At 58.2% G+C, this 23224-nt stretch carries 19 protein-coding genes; 13 read left to right on the plus strand and 6 right to left on the minus strand.

The genetic code is table 11. The features are described 5' to 3' along the window. Positions 1-13 precede the first annotated feature (13 nt). The 11 genes from argF (at position 14) to FJ145_12805 (ending at position 13419) form a co-directional block, all read left to right on the plus strand. Positions 14-928: an ornithine carbamoyltransferase gene (gene argF / locus FJ145_12755; protein MBM4262283.1), complete on the plus strand. Its 915-nt coding sequence runs from the start codon at positions 14-16 to the stop codon at positions 926-928. A 116-nt stretch (positions 929-1044) separates the two neighbouring features. Further along, a complete protein-coding gene (locus FJ145_12760; protein MBM4262284.1) occupies positions 1045-2253 on the plus strand; it encodes an argininosuccinate synthase in 1209 nt (402 codons plus the stop codon). A gap of 95 nt (positions 2254-2348) precedes the next feature. Continuing rightward, positions 2349-3740, plus strand: a complete 1392-nt coding sequence (gene argH, locus FJ145_12765; GenBank protein ID MBM4262285.1) for an argininosuccinate lyase — start codon at positions 2349-2351, stop codon at positions 3738-3740. Next, positions 3741-4178: a hypothetical protein gene (locus FJ145_12770; protein MBM4262286.1), complete on the plus strand. Its 438-nt coding sequence runs from the start codon at positions 3741-3743 to the stop codon at positions 4176-4178. It abuts the gene before it with no gap. Next, positions 4178-5449, plus strand: a complete 1272-nt coding sequence (gene lysA / locus FJ145_12775) for a diaminopimelate decarboxylase (GenBank protein ID MBM4262287.1) — start codon at positions 4178-4180, stop codon at positions 5447-5449. Before FJ145_12770 ends, lysA begins: the two co-directional genes overlap by 1 nt. A 115-nt stretch (positions 5450-5564) precedes the next feature. Then, positions 5565-6386 (plus strand): diaminopimelate epimerase, encoded by an 822-nt coding sequence (locus tag FJ145_12780; GenBank protein ID MBM4262288.1) that lies wholly within the window; start codon positions 5565-5567, stop codon positions 6384-6386. Between the two features lie 8 nt (positions 6387-6394). Continuing rightward, a complete protein-coding gene (locus FJ145_12785) occupies positions 6395-7270 on the plus strand; it encodes a 4-hydroxy-tetrahydrodipicolinate synthase (protein MBM4262289.1) in 876 nt (291 codons plus the stop codon). 3 nt (positions 7271-7273) lie between these two features. Continuing rightward, positions 7274-8077 carry a 4-hydroxy-tetrahydrodipicolinate reductase gene (dapB, locus tag FJ145_12790; GenBank protein ID MBM4262290.1) on the plus strand — a complete coding sequence of 268 codons (804 nt, stop codon included), beginning with the start codon at positions 7274-7276 and terminating at the stop codon, positions 8075-8077. Positions 8078-8184: 107 nt separating this feature from the next. Beyond that, positions 8185-9570: a glycine--tRNA ligase gene (locus FJ145_12795; protein MBM4262291.1), complete on the plus strand. Its 1386-nt coding sequence runs from the start codon at positions 8185-8187 to the stop codon at positions 9568-9570. A 122-nt stretch (positions 9571-9692) separates the two neighbouring features. Further along, positions 9693-11378 (plus strand): ABC transporter ATP-binding protein, encoded by a 1686-nt coding sequence (locus FJ145_12800; protein MBM4262292.1) that lies wholly within the window; start codon positions 9693-9695, stop codon positions 11376-11378. Positions 11379-11604: 226 nt separating this feature from the next. Next, a complete protein-coding gene (locus FJ145_12805) occupies positions 11605-13419 on the plus strand; it encodes an ABC transporter ATP-binding protein (protein MBM4262293.1) in 1815 nt (604 codons plus the stop codon). Positions 13420-13519: 100 nt separating this feature from the next. Here FJ145_12805 and FJ145_12810 read toward each other — a convergent pair whose 3' ends face one another. The 6 genes from FJ145_12810 to FJ145_12835 all read right to left on the minus strand — a co-directional run bounded on the left by FJ145_12810 (position 13520) and on the right by FJ145_12835 (position 20894). Next, complete coding sequence (locus FJ145_12810) at positions 13520-14800, minus strand: Rieske 2Fe-2S domain-containing protein (GenBank protein ID MBM4262294.1); 1281 nt, start codon at positions 14798-14800, stop codon at positions 13520-13522. 30 nt (positions 14801-14830) lie between these two features. Then, positions 14831-15886 carry an extracellular solute-binding protein gene (locus FJ145_12815; protein MBM4262295.1) on the minus strand — a complete coding sequence of 352 codons (1056 nt, stop codon included), beginning with the start codon at positions 15884-15886 and terminating at the stop codon, positions 14831-14833. A 71-nt stretch (positions 15887-15957) separates the two neighbouring features. Continuing rightward, positions 15958-16920, minus strand: coding sequence for an ornithine cyclodeaminase family protein (locus FJ145_12820; GenBank protein ID MBM4262296.1), 963 nt, complete (start codon positions 16918-16920; stop codon positions 15958-15960). A 186-nt stretch (positions 16921-17106) separates the two neighbouring features. Next, the gene (locus FJ145_12825; protein ID MBM4262297.1) at positions 17107-18321 is read right to left on the minus strand and encodes an aminopeptidase P family protein; all 1215 of its coding nucleotides are present in this window, start codon (positions 18319-18321) and stop codon (positions 17107-17109) included. Between the two features lie 164 nt (positions 18322-18485). Further along, positions 18486-19664: an aminopeptidase P family protein gene (locus tag FJ145_12830; GenBank protein ID MBM4262298.1), complete on the minus strand. Its 1179-nt coding sequence runs from the start codon at positions 19662-19664 to the stop codon at positions 18486-18488. A 150-nt stretch (positions 19665-19814) separates the two neighbouring features. After that, complete coding sequence (locus FJ145_12835) at positions 19815-20894, minus strand: hypothetical protein (protein MBM4262299.1); 1080 nt, start codon at positions 20892-20894, stop codon at positions 19815-19817. A gap of 506 nt (positions 20895-21400) precedes the next feature. Here FJ145_12835 and FJ145_12840 point away from each other — a divergent pair. Beyond that, complete coding sequence (locus FJ145_12840; GenBank protein MBM4262300.1) at positions 21401-22141, plus strand: AgmX/PglI C-terminal domain-containing protein; 741 nt, start codon at positions 21401-21403, stop codon at positions 22139-22141. 50 nt (positions 22142-22191) lie between these two features. Then, on the plus strand, positions 22192-23160 hold the full coding sequence (gene msrP / locus FJ145_12845) for a protein-methionine-sulfoxide reductase catalytic subunit MsrP (protein ID MBM4262301.1): 969 nt from the start codon (positions 22192-22194) through the stop codon (positions 23158-23160). Positions 23161-23224 lie beyond the last annotated feature (64 nt).

Here is a 23224-nt window from a genome sequence, read left to right on the forward strand (position 1 = left end):
GCAGCGAGATTTCATGGCAAAAAAAGATTTGCTCAACTACCACCGGCTGAGCCGCGCCGACATCGAGGCGATTTTTCGGCTGGCCGCGGACCTGAAGCACCAGCTCAAAAGCGGCATTGCGCACCCGCTGCTGGCGCATCGCTGCTTGGCGATGATTTTTGAAAAACCCAGTTTGCGCACGCGGGTGACATTCGAAGCGGGCATGGTCCAGTTGGGCGGCCACGCGGTGTTTCTGGGGCCCAATGAGGTTCAGCTTGGCGTGCGCGAAACCCCGGCGGATTGCGCGCGCAGCTTGAGCCGCTGGGTCGATATCATCACGGTGCGAACCTTTTCTCAGGAGACGCTGGTCGAGATGGCCAACTACGCCACCGTGCCGGTGATCAACGCGTTGTCCGATGAGTCGCACCCCTGCCAGGTGCTGGCCGACTGCATGACGTTGATCGAGCACAAAGGTAGTCTGGACGGATTGAAAGTAGCGTTTATCGGCGACGGCAACAACATCGTCCATTCATGGATCGATGCCTGTGAAAAACTGCCGATCTCCTTTGCGCTGGCCTGCCCGAAGGGGTACGAGCCGTCGGTCAAGATCGTCGAAGAGGCGCGCGCCCACGGCGCCAAGGTTCTGATCACCCAGTCGATCGAAGAGGCGCTGGCGGGCGCCGACGTCGTTTACACCGACGTGTGGGCGAGCATGGGCCAAGAGCGCGAGGCGATCGAGCGCGCGCTGGCGTTTCGCGATTATCAAGTCAACGCCAAGACGGTGGCCATGGCCAAGAAAGACGCGGTGGTGATGCACTGCTTGCCGGCCCACCGCGGCCAAGAAATCACCCACGAAGTTTTGGAGGGGCCGCAGTCGATCGCCTTCGATCAAGCGGAAAATCGCTTGCATGTGCAGAAGGCGATCATGGTTTGGTTGCTGCAGGGGTGAGATTGGTTTCGGGTTGCGAGTTTCGAGTTCCGGGTTGGATCGGCTTAAACTTCGTTCCGACACCATTAACCGCACGGCTCTGATTCTTAGAATAATTGAGGGAATAAGTAGACAGCATGAACGTCAAGAAAGTGGTGCTCGCCTACTCGGGTGGGTTGGATACTTCGGTGATTTTGCGTTGGTTGATCGAGGAGTACGGCTGCGAGGTCGTCGCCTTTTGCGCCGACCTGGGCCAGGGCGAAGATCTGCGCGCGGTGCGCGAAAAAGCATTCAAGACCGGCGCCAGCAAAGTGGTCATTGGCGATTTGCGCGAGGAGTTTGTCAAAGATTACGTCTTTCCGATGCTGCGCGCTAACGCAGTGTATGAAGGATCGTATCTGTTGGGAACTTCGATTGCCCGGCCGTTGATCGCCAAGGGGCAGATTGACGTCGCGCAAAAAGAAAAAGCCGATGCGGTGTCGCACGGCGCCACCGGCAAGGGCAACGATCAAGTGCGCTTCGAGCTGACCTATTACGCGCTGAAGCCAGGCATCAAAGTCATTGCGCCTTGGCGGTTATGGACTCTGAACGCGCGCTCGACGCTGATCGACTACGCCAAGAAACACAACATTCCGGTGCCGGTGACCAAAGCCAAGCCCTACAGCACCGACCGCAACCTGTTTCACATTAGCTACGAAGGCGGCATTCTCGAAGACCCGTGGTCGGAGCCGCCGGCGGACATGTTCGTCTGGTGTCAATCGGTCGAGAAAGCGCCCAACCGTCCGGAGTATGTCGAGATCGATTATCTGCGCGGCAACCCCGTCGCCGTCAACGGCCGCAAACTCTCGCCGGCGAATTTGCTGGCGCGCTTGAACGACATTGGCGCCAAGCATGGCGTCGGCCGTGTGGATCTCGTGGAGAACCGCTACGTTGGCATGAAATCGCGCGGCGTCTACGAAACTCCCGGCGGGACGATCCTGCACACCGCGCACCGAGCGCTCGAGTCGATCACCCTGGACCGCGAAGTGTTGCGGCTGCGCGACTCGCTGATCCCGCGCTACGCCGAAATGATTTACTACGGCTACTGGTTTGCGCCGGAGCGCGAAGTGCTGCAGCGCGCCATCGATGCGGCGCAAGCCAACGTCACCGGGCGCGTGCGGCTAAAGCTTTACAAAGGCAACGTGATGGTTGCCGGAAGAAAGTCGGAGTACTCGCTCTACGATCCCGATATCGCGACCTTCGAGGCCGATCAGGTCTACCGGCAGGCGGATGCGGATGGTTTCATTCGCTTGAATGCGCTGCGGCTGCGATTGCAAAAAATCGCGAAAAGTCGAAGTAAAAAGTAAAAATTCAAGATTAAAAACCCTGAGAACGCGCATCCCACCCCCACCCCTTGGCAGATGCCTCCGTGAAATCCAAAATCCAAAATCCAAAATCTAAAATAGGCGGGGTCCGCCGTGCGGCGCGGCCCAAAAAGCTTTGGGGCGGCCGCTTTACGGCTGCGACTAGCGATGCGGTCGAGGCGTTTACCGCCTCGGTCGATATCGACTCGCGGCTCTATCGCCATGATATCGAGGGCAGCATCGCCCATGCGAAGATGTTGGCCAAGCAGCGCATTATCAAATCCAGCGAAGCGGCGCAGATTGTCCGCGGCTTAAAAGCCGTGCAGCAGGAAATCGAGTCGGGCCGCTTCAAGTTCTCGCAGGCCGACGAAGATGTGCACATGAACATCGAGCGCCGGCTCACCGAAAAAATCGGCGCCGCCGGCGGCAAGCTGCATACGGCGCGCAGCCGCAACGATCAGGTGGCGCTCGATATGCGGCTCTTCCTGCGGGAAGAGTTGGCGCAGATCGGTGCAAGCTTGGGCCGGCTGTGCCAGGCGTTTGCCGGCGCTGCTAAGCGCAATATCGATGTCATCATGCCGGGCTATACCCATTTGCAGCGGGCGCAGCCGGTGTTGTTCGCCCATCACTTGCTGGCCTATCACGACATGTTCGCGCGCGATCGCGCGCGCTTTGCAGATTGCCGCGAGCGCACGAATGTATTGCCGCTCGGCGCCGGCGCGCTGGCGGGCACGACCCACCCCATCGACCGCAACTACGTGGCGCAGCTGCTGAGTTTCCCGCGTGTGGCGCCCAATAGCATCGACGCGGTCAGCGATCGCGATTTTATTTTAGAGTTTCTCGCCGCCAGCTCGATTCTCTTCGTCCACCTGAGCCGGCTTTCCGAAGAGCTGATTCTCTGGTCGAGTCAGGAGTTTTCGTTTGTCGAGCTGCCCGATCGCTACTGCACCGGCAGCTCGATGATGCCGCAGAAAAAAAATCCCGATGTGCCGGAGTTGATTCGCGGCAAAACTGGCCGGGTCTTCGGCCATCTCAACGCGCTCTTGACGATCATGAAGGGCTTGCCGCTGGCGTATAACCGAGATCTACAAGAGGACAAGCTGCCGCTGTTCGACACCGTCGACACGGTGAAAACCTGTTTGCAGCTGATGGCGGAGATCGTCGGCGGCATGAAAGTGCGGCGCGGCAACATGCTGGCAGCAGTGCGCGACGGCTTCATGAATGCCACGGATTTGGCCGACTACCTGGTGCCGCGCGGTGTGCCGTTTCGCGAGGCCCACGCAGTGGCCGGCCGCGTGGTGCAGCACTGCATTGCGCAGCGGCGGCGCATCGAGGAGCTGCCGCTCTCGGAACTCCAAGCATTTTCTGCTAAGTTCGCCAAAGACGTTTACGGTTATCTCTCGGCGGAAGCGATGGTGCAGCGGCGCCGTTCGCTGGGGGGCACGGCGCGCGCCAATGTATTGCGTCGCCTGAAGGAGTTGGGGGCGTAGATGAGAATATTTGTGTGGGCCCTTGCATTAGCGTTGTTCGCCGGCGGCTGCGGTAAAAAAGCCGATCCGCGCGCACCTGAGCTGGCGGCACCGGAGCGCATCACCAATTTGCGCGCTCAAAGCGCTGCGGACGGCATAAGTCTTTCATGGAATCGGCCTTCGCAATATGTCGACGGCCGTGAGCTCAAAGATCTGGCGAGCTTTGTGATTTTCCGCAAGGATCTCCCCCAGAACTGCCTGGACTGCCCGGTGCCCTATCGGCAGTTGACCACCGTATCCGTCGAAGATCGCGACAAGTTCGCCAAACAGCGGCAGTACCGTTTTGTCGACGCCAATGTGCAGCCTAAGTCGGTCTACCGTTATCGTGTCACGTCGCAGCTAACCGACGGCACGCTGGGCGAGCCGTCCAACGAAATTGAAATAGTCCGAGGTCCTTAATGAACCATTTCGAATATCGCAACGGCGAAATGTTCGCGGAAGAGGTTCCGCTTAAACGCATCGCCAAAGAGGTCGGCACGCCGGCTTATGTCTACAGCCTGGCCACGCTCAAGCGCCATTACAACGTCTTTGACCAAGCGTTTGCCAAGGTGCCGCATATCGTCTGTTTTTCCATCAAAGCGAATTCCAATCTCGCTTTGCTGCGCGCCTTCGCCAAGCAGGGTAGCGGCTTTGACATCGTTTCGGGCGGCGAGCTGTTTCGCGCTTTGAAAGTAGGCGCCGATCCCAAGAAGATCGTCTTCTCGGGCGTCGCCAAGAAAAAAGATGAAATTGAGTACGCCCTCAATAGCAGCATTCTGATGTTCAACGTCGAGTCCGAGCATGAGCTTGCAGCGTTGAACGAGATTGCCGCCGGCATTGGCAAGAAGGCGCCGATCAGTTTGCGCGTCAACCCCGACGTCGATCCGCAGACCCATCCGTATATTTCCACCGGCATGAAGAAGGCCAAGTTCGGCGTCGATATCAAAAAATCCATCGACACCTACAAGAAAGCGGTGGCGATGAAAAATATCGACGTCGTCGGCGTCGACTGCCACATCGGCTCGCAGTTGACTTCGGTGACGCCCTTCGTCGATGCGCTGGCCAAAGTCCGCGAATATCTCGACCGTGTCTTAGTCGGTGAGATGAAAAAAGAAGGGGCGCAGATCAAATATCTCGACCTGGGCGGCGGCTTGGGCATCAACTATAACGATGAGAAACCACCGCTGCCGGACGAATACGCCAGCGCGATTATCAAAGGCCTGGACGGGTTGGATGTGACTCTGGTGCTGGAGCCGGGCCGCGTAATCGTCGGCAATGCCGGCGTGCTCTTGACGGAAGTGCAGTACATCAAAGAGACGGATACGAAAAAGTTTGTCATCATCGACGCCGGCATGAACGATCTGATTCGTCCGGCGCTGTACGGCTCATTCATGGCGATCAAGCCGGTGGCCGAGTCGAGGGCGGAGAGAATCACCGCCGACGTCGTCGGACCTATCTGTGAGACCGGTGACTTCTTCGCCCACGACCGCGAGATCGCCCGGCCGCAGCGCGGCGATCTGCTTTCGGTGATGAGCGCCGGCGCCTACGGTTTTACCATGGCGTCGAATTATAATTCGCATCCCAAGCCGCCCGAAGTGTTGGTCGACGGCGACAAGTATTACGTGGTGCGCAAGCGCGAGACTTTCGATGACTTGATCAATGGCGAGGTGATACCGGCAACGCTGCAGTAACAAACCTTTAGCGTTTGAGAAGTCGGTTCGCTGTTTCAACACGAATCAGAGGCTATCAACTGAGCGAAAACCCGTAACTCGGAACACGAAACTCGAAACTGGACCGAAGGTCCCCATGGAAATCCTCTTCACAAAAATGCATGGCGCAGGCAATGATTTTGTTTTCCTCGATTGCCTGAAGCAGGACTATGGCTCGCTCGAAGCCGTTGCAAAGAAACTTTGCGACCGCCGCTTCGGCATCGGTGCAGATCAGCTTTTGACGGTGCACGCGTCCAAGGTCGCCGACTTCAAGATGGAGATCTACAACGCCGACGGCAGCCAGGTGGAGATGTGCGGCAACGGTATTCGCTGCTTTGCCAAGTACGTCTACGATCATGGCATTACCAAAAAGCGCGAGCTCGAGGTTGAAACCTTGGCGGGCATCATTCGCCCGCGCATCGTTGGTGAGCTTGTCGAAGTCGACATGGGCGAGCCAATTCTCGATGGCCGCAAAATTCCGGCGGATGCCGACGGCCAGATTGTCAACCGTCCGCTGACTGTTGACGGCAAGACCTACACGGTCACCTGCGTGTCCATGGGCAACCCGCACTGTGTGCTTTATCTCGACGACATCGATTCCCTCGATCTGGAAAAAATCGGGCCGCGCTTCGAGCACCATGCTTTCTTTCCCAAAAGGGTGAATACCGAGTTCATCAAAGTCTTGAAGCGTGACGAAGTGAACATGCGCGTCTGGGAGCGCGGTGCAGGGGAAACCTGGGCATGCGGTACCGGCGCTTCGGCCGTGGCGGTGGCGGGAGTCTTAGCTGGCAAGACCGATCGTCAGCTGACGCTGCATCTCAAGGGCGGCGATCTTTCCATTGAGTGGCGCGAGAGCAATAATCGGGTTTATATGACGGGAGGCGCGGAAGAGGTTTTTCACGGGAGCGTGAAGGTTTAGGAGTCGTTATGTTTACCGGTTCGATGGTCGCATTAGTCACGCCGTTCAAGAACGACAAAGTCGATTGGCAGAGCTTGGAAAGCCTGGTCGAATTTCATGTTCAAAACGGCACCCATGGGATCGTCCCGTGCGGCACGACCGGCGAGTCGGCCACGCTCAGCCATGCCGAGCATGACGAGGTCATACGCACGGTCATCAAGTCCGTGCGCGGACGCGTGCCGGTGATCGCCGGCACCGGGTCCAATTCCACGGACGAAGCGGTGCGCCTGACCAAAGAGGCGGAGCGCTCCGGCGCCAGCGGCGCGCTGATGATTTCACCGTATTACAACCGGCCTACTCAAGAAGGCATCTACCAGCACTACAAAAAAGTTGCCTCGGAAGTCGGTATTCCGATCATTGTTTACAACATCCCTGGCCGCACCGGCTCAAAGATTGAGCCGGAGACGCTGGCGCGCATGGCGGAAATTGGAAATATCGCCGGCGTGAAAGAAGCCACCGGCTCGGTGGACCAGGCGATCGATGTCATTCGCCTCTGCGGTGACAAGCTCGCGGTTTATTCCGGCGAGGATTCGCTGATTTATTCGCTCATGACGCTCGGTGGCAAAGGGGTGATTTCCACCGTCGCCAACGTCGCACCCAAACAAACCGCGCAATTGACGGAAGCCTGTCTGAAGGGCGACTGGAACATAGGACGAAAAATCCAGTTCGATTTAATTCCGCTGATTCGCGCTCTTTTCATCGAAACCAATCCGATCCCGGTGAAGACCGCGCTTGCCATGATGGGCAAATGCTCCGGCGAGTTGCGCTTGCCAATGACGGCGATGGCCGAAGGCAACGTCAAGAAATTGCGCGAGAGCATGACCCATTTCGGATTGCTCCACTAATCCATGCCCTTGAACATCATCGTCTGCGGCGTCGGCGGGCGGATGGGTGGCGCGGTCATCCGTGCACTCTCACAGCACCCCGGTGCCAAGCTCGTCGCTGCGATCGACAAGCCCGGCAGTGCGCGGCTCGGCAAAGATGCCGGAGAGAGCTCCGGTGCGGGCGCTGCCGGCGTCGCGATCACGGATCGCATCGAATCATTTCTCAACTCGAAGACGGTGATGGTCGACTTTACCAATCCCGAAGCGTCATTGAGCTATCTACAAGCTGCGGCGAAGGTAAAAACGCCGGTGGTGATCGCCACCACAGGTTTCAATGCCTCGCAGTTGGCGGAGATTCAGCGGCTTGCCAAAAAAACTCCCACTCTGCTGTCTGCCAACACGAGCTTGGGTGTCAACGTACTTGTCTCACTGCTTGGCAAAGCGGCCAAGATGCTCGGCGACGACTACGACGTCGAGATCATCGAAGCGCACCACCGCTTCAAAAAAGACGCGCCGAGCGGCACGGCGCTAGCACTCGGTCGTTCGGTGGCGCAGGCGCTTGATCGCGATCTGGATAAGGTAAGTCTCAACGGCCGCAAGGGCATTGTCGGCGAGCGCTCGAAAAAAGAGATCGCGCTGCTGTCCGTTCGCGCCGGCGATATCGTCGGCGAGCACACGGTCATCTTTGGCGGCATCGGCGAGCGCCTGGAGTTCATCCACCGCGCCCACAGCCGCGACACCTTCGCCCACGGCGCTATCCGCGCCGCGCAGTGGCTGGCAAAGAAAAAGCCCGGCCTTTATAGCATGCAGGACATGCTCGGGTTGTAGCGCGACCGGACTGGCTTCGCCTCGCATTTCCCGTCGGTCGACGCTTTTTGACTCCTCCCCCCCTATCCATTACATTGTTGAGATTCATTCTTAGGTAGGAACGAGCGATGGTCGACATGGACAAGATCGTGTCGCTGTGCAAGCGGCGCGGGTTTATTTTTCAATCGAGCGAAATTTACGGCGGCACGGGCTCCTGTTGGGACTACGGGCCGCTGGGCGTCGAGCTGAAGAACAACGTCAAGCACGCCTGGTGGCGCGATTGCGTGCAATTTCGCTCCGACATGGTGGGACTCGATTCTTCCATCCTGATGCACCCGCGGGTCTGGAAAGCCAGCGGTCATCTCGATCACTTCACCGACCCGATGGTCGATTGCAAAGTTTGCAAGGGCCGGTTTCGCGCCGACAAACTCGAGGACGCAAATTGCCTGCAAAAGCCGTCGAAACGGCCCGGGCAGCATGACGCGTGCCAGCTCACCGAAGCACGGCTGTTCAATCTCATGTTCAAGACCTTCATGGGGCCGGTGGAGGATGATGCAGCGGTGGCCTATCTGCGGCCGGAAACCGCGCAGGGGATTTTCGTCAACTTCGAAAACGTCTTGCAATCGATGCGCATGAAGCTGCCCTTCGGCATCGCCCAGATCGGTAAATCGTTTCGTAACGAGATTACGCCGGGCAACTTTACATTTCGCACGCGAGAATTCGAGCAGATGGAGATCGAGTTTTTCGTCATGCCGGGCACCGACGAGGAGTGGCATCAGCGTTGGCTTGACGAGCGCTTCGCCTGGTATCCCAAATATGGCATGCGCAAGGAGAACATCCGTCTGCGCGAGCACGATAAAGACGAGCTGGCGCACTACGCCAAGCGCACGGCGGACATTGAGTATCTCTTTCCAATGGGTTGGAGCGAGTTGGAAGGTATCGCCAATCGCGCGGATTTCGATTTGAAGCAGCACGCGCAGTTCAGCGGCAAGTCGCTGGAGTATTTCGACGAGGAATCGAAGCAAAAAATCGTGCCCTACGTGATCGAACCTTCGGCGGGTGCCGACCGCGGCACGCTGGCCTTTCTGGTCGATGCCTACAGCGAAGAAGAAGTGAAAAACGAAAAGCGCGTGGTGCTGAATTTTCATCCTGAGCTGGCGCCGATCAAGATTGCCGTGCTGCCGCTGCTGAAGAAAAACGATCGGATTGTCGAGACCGCGAAAAAATTGATGGCCGACCTGCGTAAGCGCTGGCACACGGTCTACGACGACACGGCGTCCATAGGTAGGCTCTATCGCCGCCAGGACGAGGTCGGCACGCCGTTTTGTGTGACCGTCGACGTGCAAACCGTCGGCGACGACAAATCGGCGGCCGACAATAAGGTTACGATTCGCGACCGTGTGACCATGCAACAGGTGCGCGTCGATCTCAGCGCCATGGCGGCGGTGATGGAAAAATTGATGGCGGGGGAGTGGGCTGAAGTTGCGGTCGCGCACGGGGTTAAGAAAGACTAAGCAGTTAATGGAAAGGCCGACCGATTCTTCGCCATTATCGCCGCATTCGGTTTCTCATCGAGCGTTATCGCCGCTATCTCATCCTCGGCATTCTCGGGCTGATTGCCACCGATTTGGCGGGGATGGCGCTGCCGTGGTTGATCAAGGGCGGCATCGACACCGCCCTGCAAAAAAACGGCGCTGACGCGTCGCTGCTCAAATATCCGCTGCTGATCCTGCTGGCCGCCAGCCTGCAGGGATTTTTTCGCTACTGCTGGCGCATCAACATCAACGGCATGTCGCGCCGCTCCGAGGCCGACCTGCGCGATCTGGTTTTTTCCCATCTGCAAAAACTGCCGGTTAGCTATTTTCAACACACCAAGACCGGCGACTTGATGTCGCGCTTGACCAACGACATCCAGGCGGTCCGTGAGCTGGTCGGTTTTGGCACGCTGGCGATTGTCGACGCGCTGGTGGTGATTATCTTTAGCGTCGCCATGATGATTGCCATCGATCCGTGGCTGACGCTCTGGTCGATGTGCTCGATGCCGCTGATCTCAGTCGCCGTGCGCGTCTTCGGCCGGCGAATCTTTCGCTGGTCGCACGAGACCCAAGAGCAGCTGAGCGAGATGAGCGCCTTCGTGCAGGAAAACCTCGCCGGCATGCGCGTGGTGCAGGCCTACGCGCAAGAACAAAACCAGATCGCGGCGTTCCGTTCTCGCAGTTTGGACTATCGCCATAAAACCATGTGGCTGGCGACGCTCTGGGGCATTTTTTGGCCGCTCATTCAGGTGCTATCCGGCATCGCAGCGACGATAGTGCTCTGGTACGGCGGCAGGCAGGTGCTCACGGGCACCATGACGCTGGGCCAGTTTGTCGCGTTCAACGGCTATCTCGCGATGCTCGCGTGGCCGCTGATGGCGGTGGGCTATGTGGTGAACTCCTACCAGCGCGGCATCGCGGCGCTGAGCCGTCTCGGTGAAGTGCTGGACGTGCCACCGGCGCAGCGTTTCGCGCCCGCGCCGACAACCGACTCGCGCCCAGCGCTCAAGGGCAATATCGAGATTCGCCATTTGACCTTCGCCTACGATAAGCACAGTGCGCCGGTGCTGCACGATGTCTCGCTGGCGGTGCCCGCAGGGAAGATTTGCGGTATCGTCGGCGCCACCGGTTCCGGCAAGAGCACGCTGGTCAATATGCTCGTGCGCCTCTACGATCCGCCGCCGCAAACCGTTTTGATCGACGGTGTCGACGTCAATCAGGTGCCGCTCAAGCAACTTTTGGCGGGCGTCGGGCTGGTGACGCAGGATATCTTTCTTTTCTCCGGCACGATCCGCGAAAATATTCAGTTCGGCGCCGAAAACGGCAGCGGCGCCGGTGTTGAAGAGGCGTCGCGCATCGCGCAGCTTTTGCCGGCGATACAGTCGTTTAGCGAAAAGTTCGACACCATCGTCGGCGAGCGCGGCGTGCGCCTGTCGGGCGGGCAAAAGCAGCGCACCGCGTTGGCGCGGGCGATCATCAAGAACCCGCCGATCTTGATTCTTGACGACGCGTTTTCCAGCGTCGACGTCGAGACCGAAGAAGAGATTCTCAAAGAGCTCAAGCAGTTCATGCATGGGCGCACGACGCTGCTCATTTCGCATCGGGTTTCGACCGTGCGCGCGGCGGACATGATCATCTATTTACAGGACGGAAAAATCATCGAGCAAGGGACGCACGACGAGCTGGTGGCGCAGGGCGGCGCCTATTATGAGCTTTATCATCGGCAGCAGTTGGCGCATGAGGTGGAGGTAATGAGTCACGACGGTGGGCTTGTTGCACACTCTTGAATCTGGATTACCCCCTTTGCAAAAGAGGGGAAGGGGAGATTGTCTACTCGCGCAGGAATAGGCCCCCTCAATTCTCCTCGAGCCGTGGAAAATTATGAACGCTCACACCGCACCCCTCAAATCTCCCCTAGCCCCTCTTTTCCAAAGAGGGGAATTCGGAGTCAGCCTGTATGTGTCCCCCTTTGAAAAAGCGAGTAGCAACTCGATCTGGTTCCAAGAGGTTTAGATTTTGGCTACCGAAGTCCATCCCGAAGACGAGATCCTGGGCAAGGCGTACGATGCGCGCTTGATGGCGCGCATTCTGCGCTACTTGAAGCCGTACCGGAAGCTCTTGGCGGTTTCGTTCACGTTCTTGATGCTGCAAACCGGCAGCCAGCTGCTCGGCCCGTATATCACCAAGGTCGCGGTCGACGGCTACATCGCCAACAGCGATATAGCGGGGCTCGACCGCATGGCGCTTTTCTATCTCGCCAACGTCTTTTTCGGTTTCATCGTCTTGTTCGTCCAAACCTACACGACCGAATACACCGGCCAGCGCGCCATGCACGACTTGCGCATGGAAATCTTTGCGCATCTGCAAAAGCAGGATTTGGCCTACTTCGACCGCAATCCGCTCGGCCGCCTGATGACGCGCACGGTGAACGACGTCGAGACATTGAATGAGCTTTTCAGCACGGGGGTGGTTGGCCTGTTGGGTGATCTTTGCATTGTCTTCGGTATCGCCGGGATGATGCTCTGGCTCGATTGGCGTTTGGGCCTGGTGTGTTTGGCCGTGTTCCCGGTGATTCTCTACGCCAGCCGCTTCTATCGACGCCGCGCCCGCGAGGTCTATCGCGAGAGCCGGCTGATCTTGGCGCAGCTCAACGCCGGTCTGCAGGAAAGCATTGCCGGTGTCGCCACCGTGCAGGCCTTCGGTCAGGAAGCGAAAATGTACGGTCGCTTCCAGGAGATCAACACGCGCTATCGCGGCGTGCAGCTGCAGGCGATCCGCAACAACGCGATCTTCTTTCCGGTGGTGGAAATCTTTAGTGCGGTCACCATCGGCCTGCTGCTCTGGTACGGCGGCGGGCTGACGCTGCAAAATGCCGTGGCGCCCGGCGTGCTCGTTGCGTTCATTCAATACATCCAGCGAATGTACCAGCCGATTCGCGATCTCGCCGAGAAATACAACATTATGCAGGCGGCGATGGCCTCTTCGGAGCGCATCTTCACGTTGCTCGACACGCCGGAGACGATCGGCAATCCCGACAGACCGAAAACCGTCGAATCGTTTCGCGGCGAAGTGGAGTTCGACGATGTGTGGCTTTCCTATCGGCCGGGCGAGCCGGTGCTCAAGGGCGTGTCGTTTCGCGCCCGGCCCGGCGAAAAGATCGCTCTCGTCGGCGCCACCGGCGGCGGCAAGACGTCGATCATCTCGGCGCTCTGCCGTTTCTACGACGTCGAGCGCGGCGCCATTCGTGTCGACGGCATCGACGTGCGCGAGTGGAACAAGCAGGAGCTGCGGCGCCATCTCGGATTGGTACTGCAGGACGTGTTTCTATTTTCCGGCGACGTCGCGGAAAATATCTCGCTTGGCGACGAGCGTATTTCCGAAGACCAAGTCTTTGCCGCCGCGCGCCGGGCGCAGATCACGCCGTTCATCGAAAAACTGCCCAATCAGTTCAAAGAAGAAGTGCAGGAGCGCGGCTCGACGCTGTCGCAGGGGCAGCGCCAGCTGTTGTCCTTCGCGCGCGCGTTGGCGTTCGATCCCGGCATTTTGATTTTGGACGAAGCGACCAGCTCGGTGGACACACAGACGGAGATTTTGATTCAACGCGCCTTGGACGAGCTGCTGAAAAATCGCACGGCGCTGATCATCGCCCATCGTTTATCGACGATCAAAAACGCCGACCGGATTCTGGTCATTCACAAAGGAGAAATCTGGGAGCAGGGCAGCCACGACGAGCTGCTTGCGCAGGGCGGGTTGTACGCGCGCTTGTACGATTTACAATATCGCGGCCAGGAGTCCGGCGGCGGGGTTCAGGTGGGTCCTATATCTTAACAGCGTGTAAGACTCTTCGGAGCCCTTCGACTGAGCTCAGGGCGAACGGGTCGGAGGTTGAAATCGCTTTGGAAAGTCGGTCGATGTTGACTTTTCGCGATCACGCCGGCGCGTTCTGCCGTTTGATTTTTCCCTGCACGATGGCGCGAATATCGGCCGACTTCGGCGCCACTTCCGAGATCACCGCCAGGTGTGAGAAATGATTCGCTTTGGGATCGCGCACGACATGGAGCGGATCGCGCCCGGCCTTGACGTCTTCGATGCCCTTGAGCAGCAGCTTGCGCGCCGCGACGATCGCTTTGTCCGACGACACCAGATGTTCTTTGCTGCGGTCTTGGACGGCGCCGGCGCCTTCGATGACGCAGGCGTCCTGCGCCTGGAAGTTGTAGCCGATGCCGCTGAAGGATTTGTTCTTCATCGACTCGCGGTCTTGCAGGTAGCGATTGGCCTTGTTGCGGACCATGTGATAGTTCGCCGTCAATTCGTCGCGGCCGCGCAGCATCATCTCGCGCGCCAGCGGCCGCTCGCGGCTAAAGACGATGACGAACTTCCAGTGATTTTCATCGTCGATGGGCACATGCCAATTCACTGAGTAGCCTTCCGCCGCCGTTTGGCCGGGAAAGGTGCTGAAGTTGGGCATGATGAAATTGGACGTGCGAAAATAGATCCGATCGTCGGCGATGTTGCGCACCGTGAAGATGCGCACGCCGAAGTCGGTTAGTTCGAGCTCGATGCGCGGCGCCAAATCGGCGCCGAAGAGCGAATTGGGCGAGCTCTCGCTGCCGGTGACGCGGCGCTTCTTGTCGGACTCGGTCATTTCAAGATTGCGGTGCAAAAACGACAGATGCACCGGGTCGATATTGCCCTCGTTGGATTGCAGATAGTTGCACGAGTGGTGAATCTTCGAGACGAAGCGGTGGTCGTCGGGCACGTTGAGAAATTCGTACTTGGGCAAGAGCGGCGGTTCCCCCGGGCCGATGTAGGCGAAGATCACGCCGCCGGCTTCCCGGCAGGGGAACGACGGTTGGCAAAAGTCATGGCGGTGCTCGCCGCCATTCGGTTCGCCGGGCTGTTCGAGAATCTTGCCGGTCACGTCGTAAAGCCAGCCGTGATAAATGCAGCGCAGCCCGCCGTCTTCCAACCGACCGTAACTCAAGTCGGCGCCGCGATGGCAGCAGTGGGCATCGAGCACGCCGACGCGGCCTTTGTCATCGCGAAAGATCACCAACTCTTCATTCATCAATGTGACCGCCAGCGGCGCACCGTCGGCTTTCAATTCCTCCGATAACGCCACCGGCTGCCAATAGCGGCGCAGCAGTTCGCCGCAGGGCGTGCCGGGCCCGGTCTGCGTCAGTAGTTGGTTTTCCTCTCGGCTGATCATCGGCGTATGCCTTCAAGTTCGATTACGCGGTCAATTCCCGGCCAATATTTTTTGGAACTTCTGCCGGATGCGCGTGTGCTCTTCGGAATTTTTGATCACGTCGGCGACAGAATAGGAAGTGAACTTGACGCCGCGCTTTTCCTGTTCGGCAACGAACTGCTGCATCTGCGTGCCTTTGACCAAATGGGAGCTGCTGCGGTCGGTTTTGTAGAGAATATCTTGGCCCTCTTTGGTCAACAGAAAAGCCGCCAGCAGCGCCGCGGCGTTGGGATTGCGCGCGTTGCTCGGCACCGTGAGATACCAATAGGACAGAATACCGGCGTCTTTGAAGACGTTGCCGTCGACGGGGCCGCCTTTCTCTTTCGCTTCTTGAGGCGCGGCCAAGTCGCAGTTAAAAACCAGCATGGCAAATTCGCCGGCGGCGATGCGGTCGTCTTCGCCGCAGCGAATCAAACCCGAGACTTGTTTGACGAACTTGCCGAGAAACGCCGTGGTTTTTTCTTCGCCCCAGATCATCGACAAGCGGTCGAACGACGCGGCGTAGGGCGTCGAAGCGATCTTGCCTTTCCATTTTGGGTTGAGCACGTCTTCGACGCGCTGCGGAATGTCTTTGCCGGCGACCATTTTGGAATTGTAGGTAAAGCCCGGTGTGCGCGTCGTGACGATGATGACTTTGTTGTCGAAGTCGATCATCGGTTTGGTGATATGGGGAAACGCTTTGCTCCATTCAAACCCTTTGAGCGGCATGCGCGCCACGTGATTCTCCGAGCCGACAAACAAATCAGTCGACGCCGGCTGGCCGGCCTTGGCCTCTTGAATGACCCGGCTGGCAAACTGCGGCATGGCCGGTCCCGGGGTAAACTTGAAAGGCAGGTTCAAGCCGTAGGCTTTGTTGAAAGCCTTTTCCATCTCGGCGGCGCCTTCGATACCGCCCATGGTGCCGGTGCCCCAGCTGAGGATCAGCTCGCCCTCTTTTTTGGCGCCTTCGAGCAGTTGCGCCTTTGTTTGGGCAAACGAACTGTTTGCGGTCGGGATCGCGATGTAGAAAAACAGGATGCTGAGGATCAATTTCTTACTATCAACCATGAAAACCCTCCGGCTTAGAGACTTTAGTATGTTGGAGCAGGCCTCGACAAAGGGCGTGCGACTTAAAGATTTTAAAGCTCCATGTTTTTTCCGAGGCCTCTGCGCTTCGCTTCATCGTATAGCCACGCTGCAAATGCGATGTCGCCGTAGCCGCCCTGCGACTCGCGAAAAACGTTGATCTCGTCGCGGCTGGCGCGGCCCGCGGCGTGGCCGCAAACGACGTCGCCGAGCTCCGGCACGCGGCTCCATGACAGTTTGCCTTCAGCGACCAGCTCGAGCAATGGCAGCATCGCCGATTTGTCGGGATACTCGCGTTCCTGTTCCTGGCTGCCGACCACGGTGCGCGCGGCTTTCAAGTGCAGCTCGCGGCTCATCTCGGTGGGCTTGCCCATGCTGCTAACATGCGTGCCGGCTTCGACCCAGTCAGCAGGAAAAATCGGTGTCAGCGAATTGGTCGCGGTGAGGATCACATCCATGCCGCGCACCGCTTGTTCCGGCTTGTCGACGCCGCGCACGCTGATGCCAAGGCGTTTTTCGCCTTCCTCGCAGAATTTCTTGCGCCGCTCGGGATCGCGGCTCGACACGTAAATCTCGCTGATCGGTCGCACCGACTGCAGCGCTTTGATGATCCCAAAAGCGTTGCGGCCGACGCCGAACAAGCCAAGCTTCTTGGAATCTTCGCGCGCCATGTGCTTGGCGGCAAGGGCGACGACTGCCGCGGTGCGCAGGGTGCCAAAGGGAAAGCCCATGAACGCCAACAGCTCACCGCTGTCGGCGTCGAACAAATTGCAGTACATTTTGTCGCCGCCGCCGAGCCCGCTGTTGGGGCCCATGCGCACGCCGACCCGGCGCTGCTTGAGCACGCCGCCGGAAACGATGCGCAAAGTCTTGCTCGGTCCGACGGTGAGATTATAGGGCGCGCGCGGCACGAGCTGGCCGGCGGCCTGTTGCCGGTGCGCGTCCTCGATCAGCTCGATGGCTTTGGCGAGATCGAGCAAGGGGGACAGTTCGTCGCGGCTGAGTAATAGAGGCATTCTTAAACTCCGATCTTACTGGGACTGTGTCGCCATGGGGAAATTCTCCGTTATTTGTCATCCTGAGCGTGAGCGAAGGATCTGCTCTTCGCGCGGTTGCGTGAAGCAGATTCTTCGCCGTCGGCTCAAAATGGCAGTTGCGACACCATCTTCACCGGAAGGGTGCTCATGTTGGTCTCGCCGAAATTATCTTGCCACCGCGAGCTCATGGGGCCGTTTGCCAAATCTTCGTCCGCCGTTTTTCGTCACCGCGACGGTATCGCCCCACTGGCAAATATACTCGCCGTCCGCTGAAATTGCCGACGGCTTCAAAATAAAAACCATATTCTCGCGCATCGCAACGGCTAGTTGTTTTGGGCTCTTGGCGTGCGGCGTGATGATCGGACCATCGTCGCCCTGGCCGCGGCCGTGCATGTTGAGCTCGCCGACCGCACCCGCGGCTGGGCCAGTCTGCGGCGCGACTTCAGCGGCGGTTTTCTTGGTCAGCTCTGCCAACTCGCCGACGGTGACGCCGGGTTTTAAGTTTTCCAGCAGGCGATTGAAAATTTCCCGCTGTACTTTGATCAACTCGGCTTGCGCCGGGTTGATGACTTCGACATACACCGGCTGCACGATCTGAGAGCGATAGCCGATCCATGAGGCTTCGATTTCGTTGATGATCACATCGCCGCGCTCGAGCAGGCGCATGCTCGGGCGGGTTAGCGTGCGTTTGGGATTTTTTCCCGACACCCAAAAACAATGCACCGGCAGCTCGGAACCGTTGCGCGTCATGGCATAGTGCATCGCCGCCCAAACTTCCCAATCTTTCACGCCGACTTTGGCGGCGGCGATTTCCGCGTCGACGGCGAGCTCGTTGATCTCGTTCGACTTGGCGAGCACGTCGAGCTCTTCCTGACTCTTGACGTAGCGCACTTCGTCGAGGATCGCCGTGGCATCCACCAGCTGCGTGCTTGGAAACGCCTGGCGAATCTGTTTCCAGGTGCCGTAAAAAATTGTCCCTTCCGGCGTGCGCGTGCCTTCGACTTCGCCGAGGCCGGTGATGCCGATGCGGCCGTGCTCGAGCTTTAGTTCTTTCAAGCGCTCGACAATCACTTTGCCGTAGTTGCGCCGCGCTTCGCGCACATCGCTGACCCAGTCCTGCACCGTCGGCCATCGCGGGCCGGCCGAGGTGGCGACCACCGTGACTTGGTCCTCAATGGGAAACACCGCCGCCAAATCCGGCTCGCCGCCGCCGCAGTGCGTCAGGTAACGGGTGTTGGCCTGATAGTCGGCCGAGTGGCCGCTGTTTTGCGGCGTGACGATGACATCGAGATTTTCTTTGCGCATGTGCGCGCGCACCGCCGCCCAGCGGCGGTCGCGCTCAGCGATGGAAAAACGTGGGTAGGGGTAGAGATCAGCCATGAGTGAAAATTCCTGAAATAATTACGCACCACGAAGACACGAAGAGCACGAAGGTAAGAACAAAGTTTTTCTTTTCCGAACTTCGTGTCCTGCGTGTCTTCGTGGCAAAAATTCTATCCGAAACTTTGCGTCCTTTGCGCCTTTGCGCGAGATATTCCGAAATCTTAAACGTCAATCACAAGTAGCTTCATCTCGCGCTTGCCCAACCGGCGCGCGCCGTTTTCGGTCACCGTCACGGTGTCGCCGATGCTGGCGCGGCCCTTGCCTTGGGTTGGCCGGACTTGAGGCTTGAGAATAAACGTCATGCCGGCTTTTAGTTCGAGCTTGGCAAAACGTTCGATGTCTTTGTCGCCCATCAACGCCGGGCCGTCGTCGCCCAGGCCGCGGGCGTGCATCATCGGATGATTCCACGAGTACGCCCCGGCGCTTTCGACGGTCTTGGTATAGATATCGAAAAGGGCGCCGAAGGTCACGCCGGGTTTCATGGCGGCGAGCACGGCATCGAAGCAGGTGCGCGAGGTTTTGACCATCGCTTCATAGGCCGGGTTCGGTTTGCCGACCACGGCCGGATGCACCGCTTGCGCGGCGTAGCCGGCGTATTTGGCTTCGATCTCACCGACCAGATTGTCGCCGTTTTGGATGACATAGTCGGTGGGCACGAAGGAGCTGTTGTAGAGATTGGGCCCGGCGCTCAAGAAAAACAACGTCGGCAGCTCGCCGCCGTTGGAAAGCATGGTGTGGAGCATCGATGCGTAAACTTCTTTCTCGCTGACACCCGGCTTGGCCGTTTGTTTCATCGTGTCAATCGCCTTTTCGATGATCGCTTCGGAGCGCTCCAGCATCGCTATTTCTTCCGCGCTTTTGATCGCGCGCGCTTCCTGCATCATGTCGGTGGCGTTGACGATCTTCGCCTGCGGAAAGGCTTCTTGAATCGCTTTGACCGAAGAGTAAGGGATAATACCCTCCGGCGCGCGCACGAGACCGGCGAGGCCAGAAATGCCGATGGTGCTTTTTCCCAGTTTCAATTCGGTGATGCGCTCGATGGCGTTGCGGCTCCAGCGGTTGCGCCCGTCGCGCACGTCGGCAACCCAGTTCTGTGCTCTCTGCCACCAGCTCGAGCGATTGAATACGTAGGAAGTGACGTCGCCCTCGCGCGGGAAGACCGTAAACATCTCGGTGGCAAAGCCGCCGATGTTGGTGAGATAGCGCGAGTCGCCCTGCAGCTGCTCCCAGCGTCCGGTGTTGGCCGGCAGCAGCAAGACATCGATGCCGCGCTGGGCCATCTCCGCGCGCACCAGTTTGTAGCGCCGGTCGCGTTCTTGAATCGATAATTGTGGAACCATGGGTCCTCGCTTGTTGGCTGGTCACACAGTTCAGATCGGCGCGCAGATAAACCTGATCGTCAAACTCATTGGGCCGGCCGCCCGGGGCAGATCGAGCAGGCCTTCAACCGCAGACCTTTTTAGAAGTAACGCCATGCCTCTTGCCTATTCTTATTGCGCCAAGATCTTCTTGATGCGCTCGACGATCTCGGCCGGTTGCTCGATAACTTCCTTGGCGATTTTGGCGAGCTGCTCGCCGCTGACCGGCGTGATGTCGAGTTTTTTCTGCTTGGCTTCTTCGAGCAGCGCCGGATCGGCCATCGCCTTCATCAAGCCGTCGCGCAGCAGCTTGAGCCGGTCGGGAGGAGTTGCCGGATGAGTGACCATCGGCCGGCCGAGCTCGCCGGAACCCAACATGACAGTGGCGATGCGGCGGCTCAACTCCGGCGTCTTGAACTCGTTCATGAGGTCGTTCAGAAGCGGCGTGTCGGGCAGCTGCGGATCTTTCTTGGTCCCAGTTTGCATGAGAACGCGCACCAGGTTGGTTTTGCGCCAGGTGTGATAGGGCTCGCGGGAAAAATAGGCCTGGGTTGTAAACGAGCGGCAGACCACTTCGTTTCGTTCAGTAGCGATATCGATCTCGTTGCCGCCGGCGTAGCCGGTGACGATGGTGAATTTCGTGCCGAGCAGCTCTTCGAGCAGCCGCGGAATATAATGGCCGCTGGTGCCGGTGCCGGTGGCGCCGCATTTTGGCGGCTCCTTGGCGTCGCGAATGTCGCGCATATTTTTATAGGGCGCGTCGCTGCGCATGTAGAGCATGTGTTCGGACTTGTCGGGACTGGCGATCCAGCCGAACTTTGGCCAGTCGAATTTGATCTCCTTGTTGCCTTGCAGCTGATTGAAATAGTGCGCCGGGTTGATCGACGCGATGGTTAGGCCATCGGGCTTGGCGACCGCGTAGACGTAGTTCGCCGCGACGATGCCGCCTGCTGCCGGCATGTTCTGCATGATCACGGTGGGATTGCCGGGAATATGTTTGCCGATATGGTTTGCCAACAGCCGGGCATAGATATCGTAGGCGGTGCCCGCCCCCGAGCCGACGATGAACGTGATGGTCTTCCCTTGATAGTACGGTGTCTGCCCCCGCGCCGACGCTGCGATGGTGAGCACCAATAGCAAGGCCCAAACAATTCGCTTCACGGAACCTCCTTTGGACGATAAACTATAAGTTTCTACAACGGGCTCGGACATTCTTAATCAATAATCTGGTTAGCATCAAGCAGTCATATTTGTAGCAGGGAGGCGAAGATTTTTATAACCATTACCTGAATGCGGCATGTCGGTGGAGTGAAACTCCTCCGCTATTCCCTACACCACGGGCAGCCACCTAAGCTTCGCGTTTGCGTCAATCGGGAGTGCTGCCAGTTAATTCCAATGTCAAACACCAACCACCGCGCTCGGCACGTTCCGAATGTCGGAAAAGCCCTCAGTTATTTTCCTAACGCCGCAACTCGGTTGCCTGTCGTTTCGGCTGAACGACCCAGATGGCGAAATCCGTGCAAACATTCTGGACCGCAAACAAAATCGTGCTAATCGTATAGGCACTACGCGTTTCGCAGGAAAGGTATTTTAAGGATTTTTCAGTGCTTAGCGCAGCGGGTTAGCAGATTGACGCAAAGGCAGATGTGGTTCGGCAAGTTCGTTAAAGCTGCACAAAGTGCTTTGAAGGTCCAATCTTCCACGGCAAGGTACAGGATTTGCGTAAATTTTCATCGACTTGCCATGCCCAGAGGAGTTTTGAAATGGTTTTTGCAACAACGAGAAACAGCAGCCGCCGCACAAGCAATCAAAGACTTTTAGCCGCAGCGGGAGGGCTGTTTTGCGTCGCACTTATAGTCGTCGCAGTGGCGTTGCATCCCCGTGAAACTACGGAGGAGAAAGCTGAAACTTCAGATGGCTTGACCAAAGTGTCGAACAAGTCGCAAACACCATGGAATCTCGCGCTGGGCAATGTCGTCACGGTTGCGCCGGACTTGGGTTTAACTGTAAAAGGCCTGAAGGATGTCAAGTTGGAGCCCGCTCGTTTGGCTGCCATACTCGACAGCCAATTGACGTCGCTGCGTGATATCTATCGCGCGCAAAGCGAAAAACAGCCAACGCTGTTGGGCGCCTTGTTGCTTGAGATTGTTGTCGGTGATCAAGGGCGAGTGACGCAAGTGAGAGAGCTCAATTCACGCATTGTCGACGCGGAGTTTCGTAAGCTGGTATTGGCGGAAGTTAACAATTGGAACTTCAAAGACACCTTGCCGGACGGCGTGACGATTCACTGCCCGCTTTTGTTTGTGCGCGAAGGCATGGAAATGACAACGCTCGTGCAATGGGGAAAAAACCTCGGGTCATTCGAGAACCGGCCTGCTCCACGTGCTCCCGCTGCTGCCCCTGCGCAAGCGCCGGCCCCGACGGCACTGAAACCGCAGGCAGAAACAGCTCAGAACTAATCGTTGGCTTTATGCCGGCGGCCCAGCAACTCTGCTGACGTGCGAGAGACATGCCGCTTCCATCGCGTCTGTGGCAGTTGCCTGAACGCTGCGTGACTTCCGAAGCCAAGTTTCAGCAACGCCGCCGGCTGCTCAAAGCACTCGCGTTTGGCGGCGCCGCTTGGTCGACGCACTATCTCTTAGGCTGCGGTCCGGCTGAAGATGCCGTGGCCACCGGGGCGCAGGAGAAACCACCCGCACCGGAGCTCTACCCGGCGCGACGCGACCACCGTTTCCTACTCGACCGGCCCGTGACTGCGGAAACTCACGCTGCCTCCTACAACAACTTCTACGAGTTCAGCGTTTTCAAGAGCCGGGTTTACAAGCAAGCGGCGCGTTTGAAGACTTCTCCCTGGCAAGTTGCCGTCGTGGGATTGGTCGAGAGACCGCGCCTTTACGACGTCGATGAACTCGTGCGCAGCTTCGAGTTGGAAGAGCGGCTCTACCGCTTTCGCTGCGTTGAAGCCTGGGCCATGGCCGTGCCTTGGACCGGATTTCTGCTGCGCGATCTTATCAAGCAAGCTCAACCGCTGTCGGCAGCACGCTACGTGCGCTTCGAAACTTTCATGAATCCTGAGATTGCCGGCAATCAAAGCTCGGCTTACGGCCCTTGGCCCTACAGTGAAGCGCTCACAATGGCAGAGGCAATGAACGAGCTCACGCTATTGGCCACTGGCATCTACGGTCATCCGCTGCCGAAGCAGCACGGCGCGCCGCTGCGTCTGGTGGTGCCGTGGAAGTATGGCTTCAAAAGCATCAAGTCGATAGTCAAAATCGAATTTACCGCCGCGCAACCGAAGACGTTTTGGCATAGCAACCGGCCGAGCGAATATGACTTCACTGCCAACGTCGATCCGACGGTGCCGCATCCGCGCTGGTCGCAAGCGACGGAAAAAATGATCGACACCGGCGAGAAGCGTCCGACCCTGCTTTACAATGGATATGGAGAGCGGGTGGCGGGACTGTACGGAAAGGGATGAAACGTGGAAAACAGAAAGCGGAAACATCCGACTATTGAAGATGGAGGATAGAGAATGGCCAGCA

This window comes from Deltaproteobacteria bacterium (genome assembly GCA_016874755.1).
Lineage (GTDB): Bacteria > Desulfobacterota > Binatia > UBA9968 > UBA9968 > DP-20.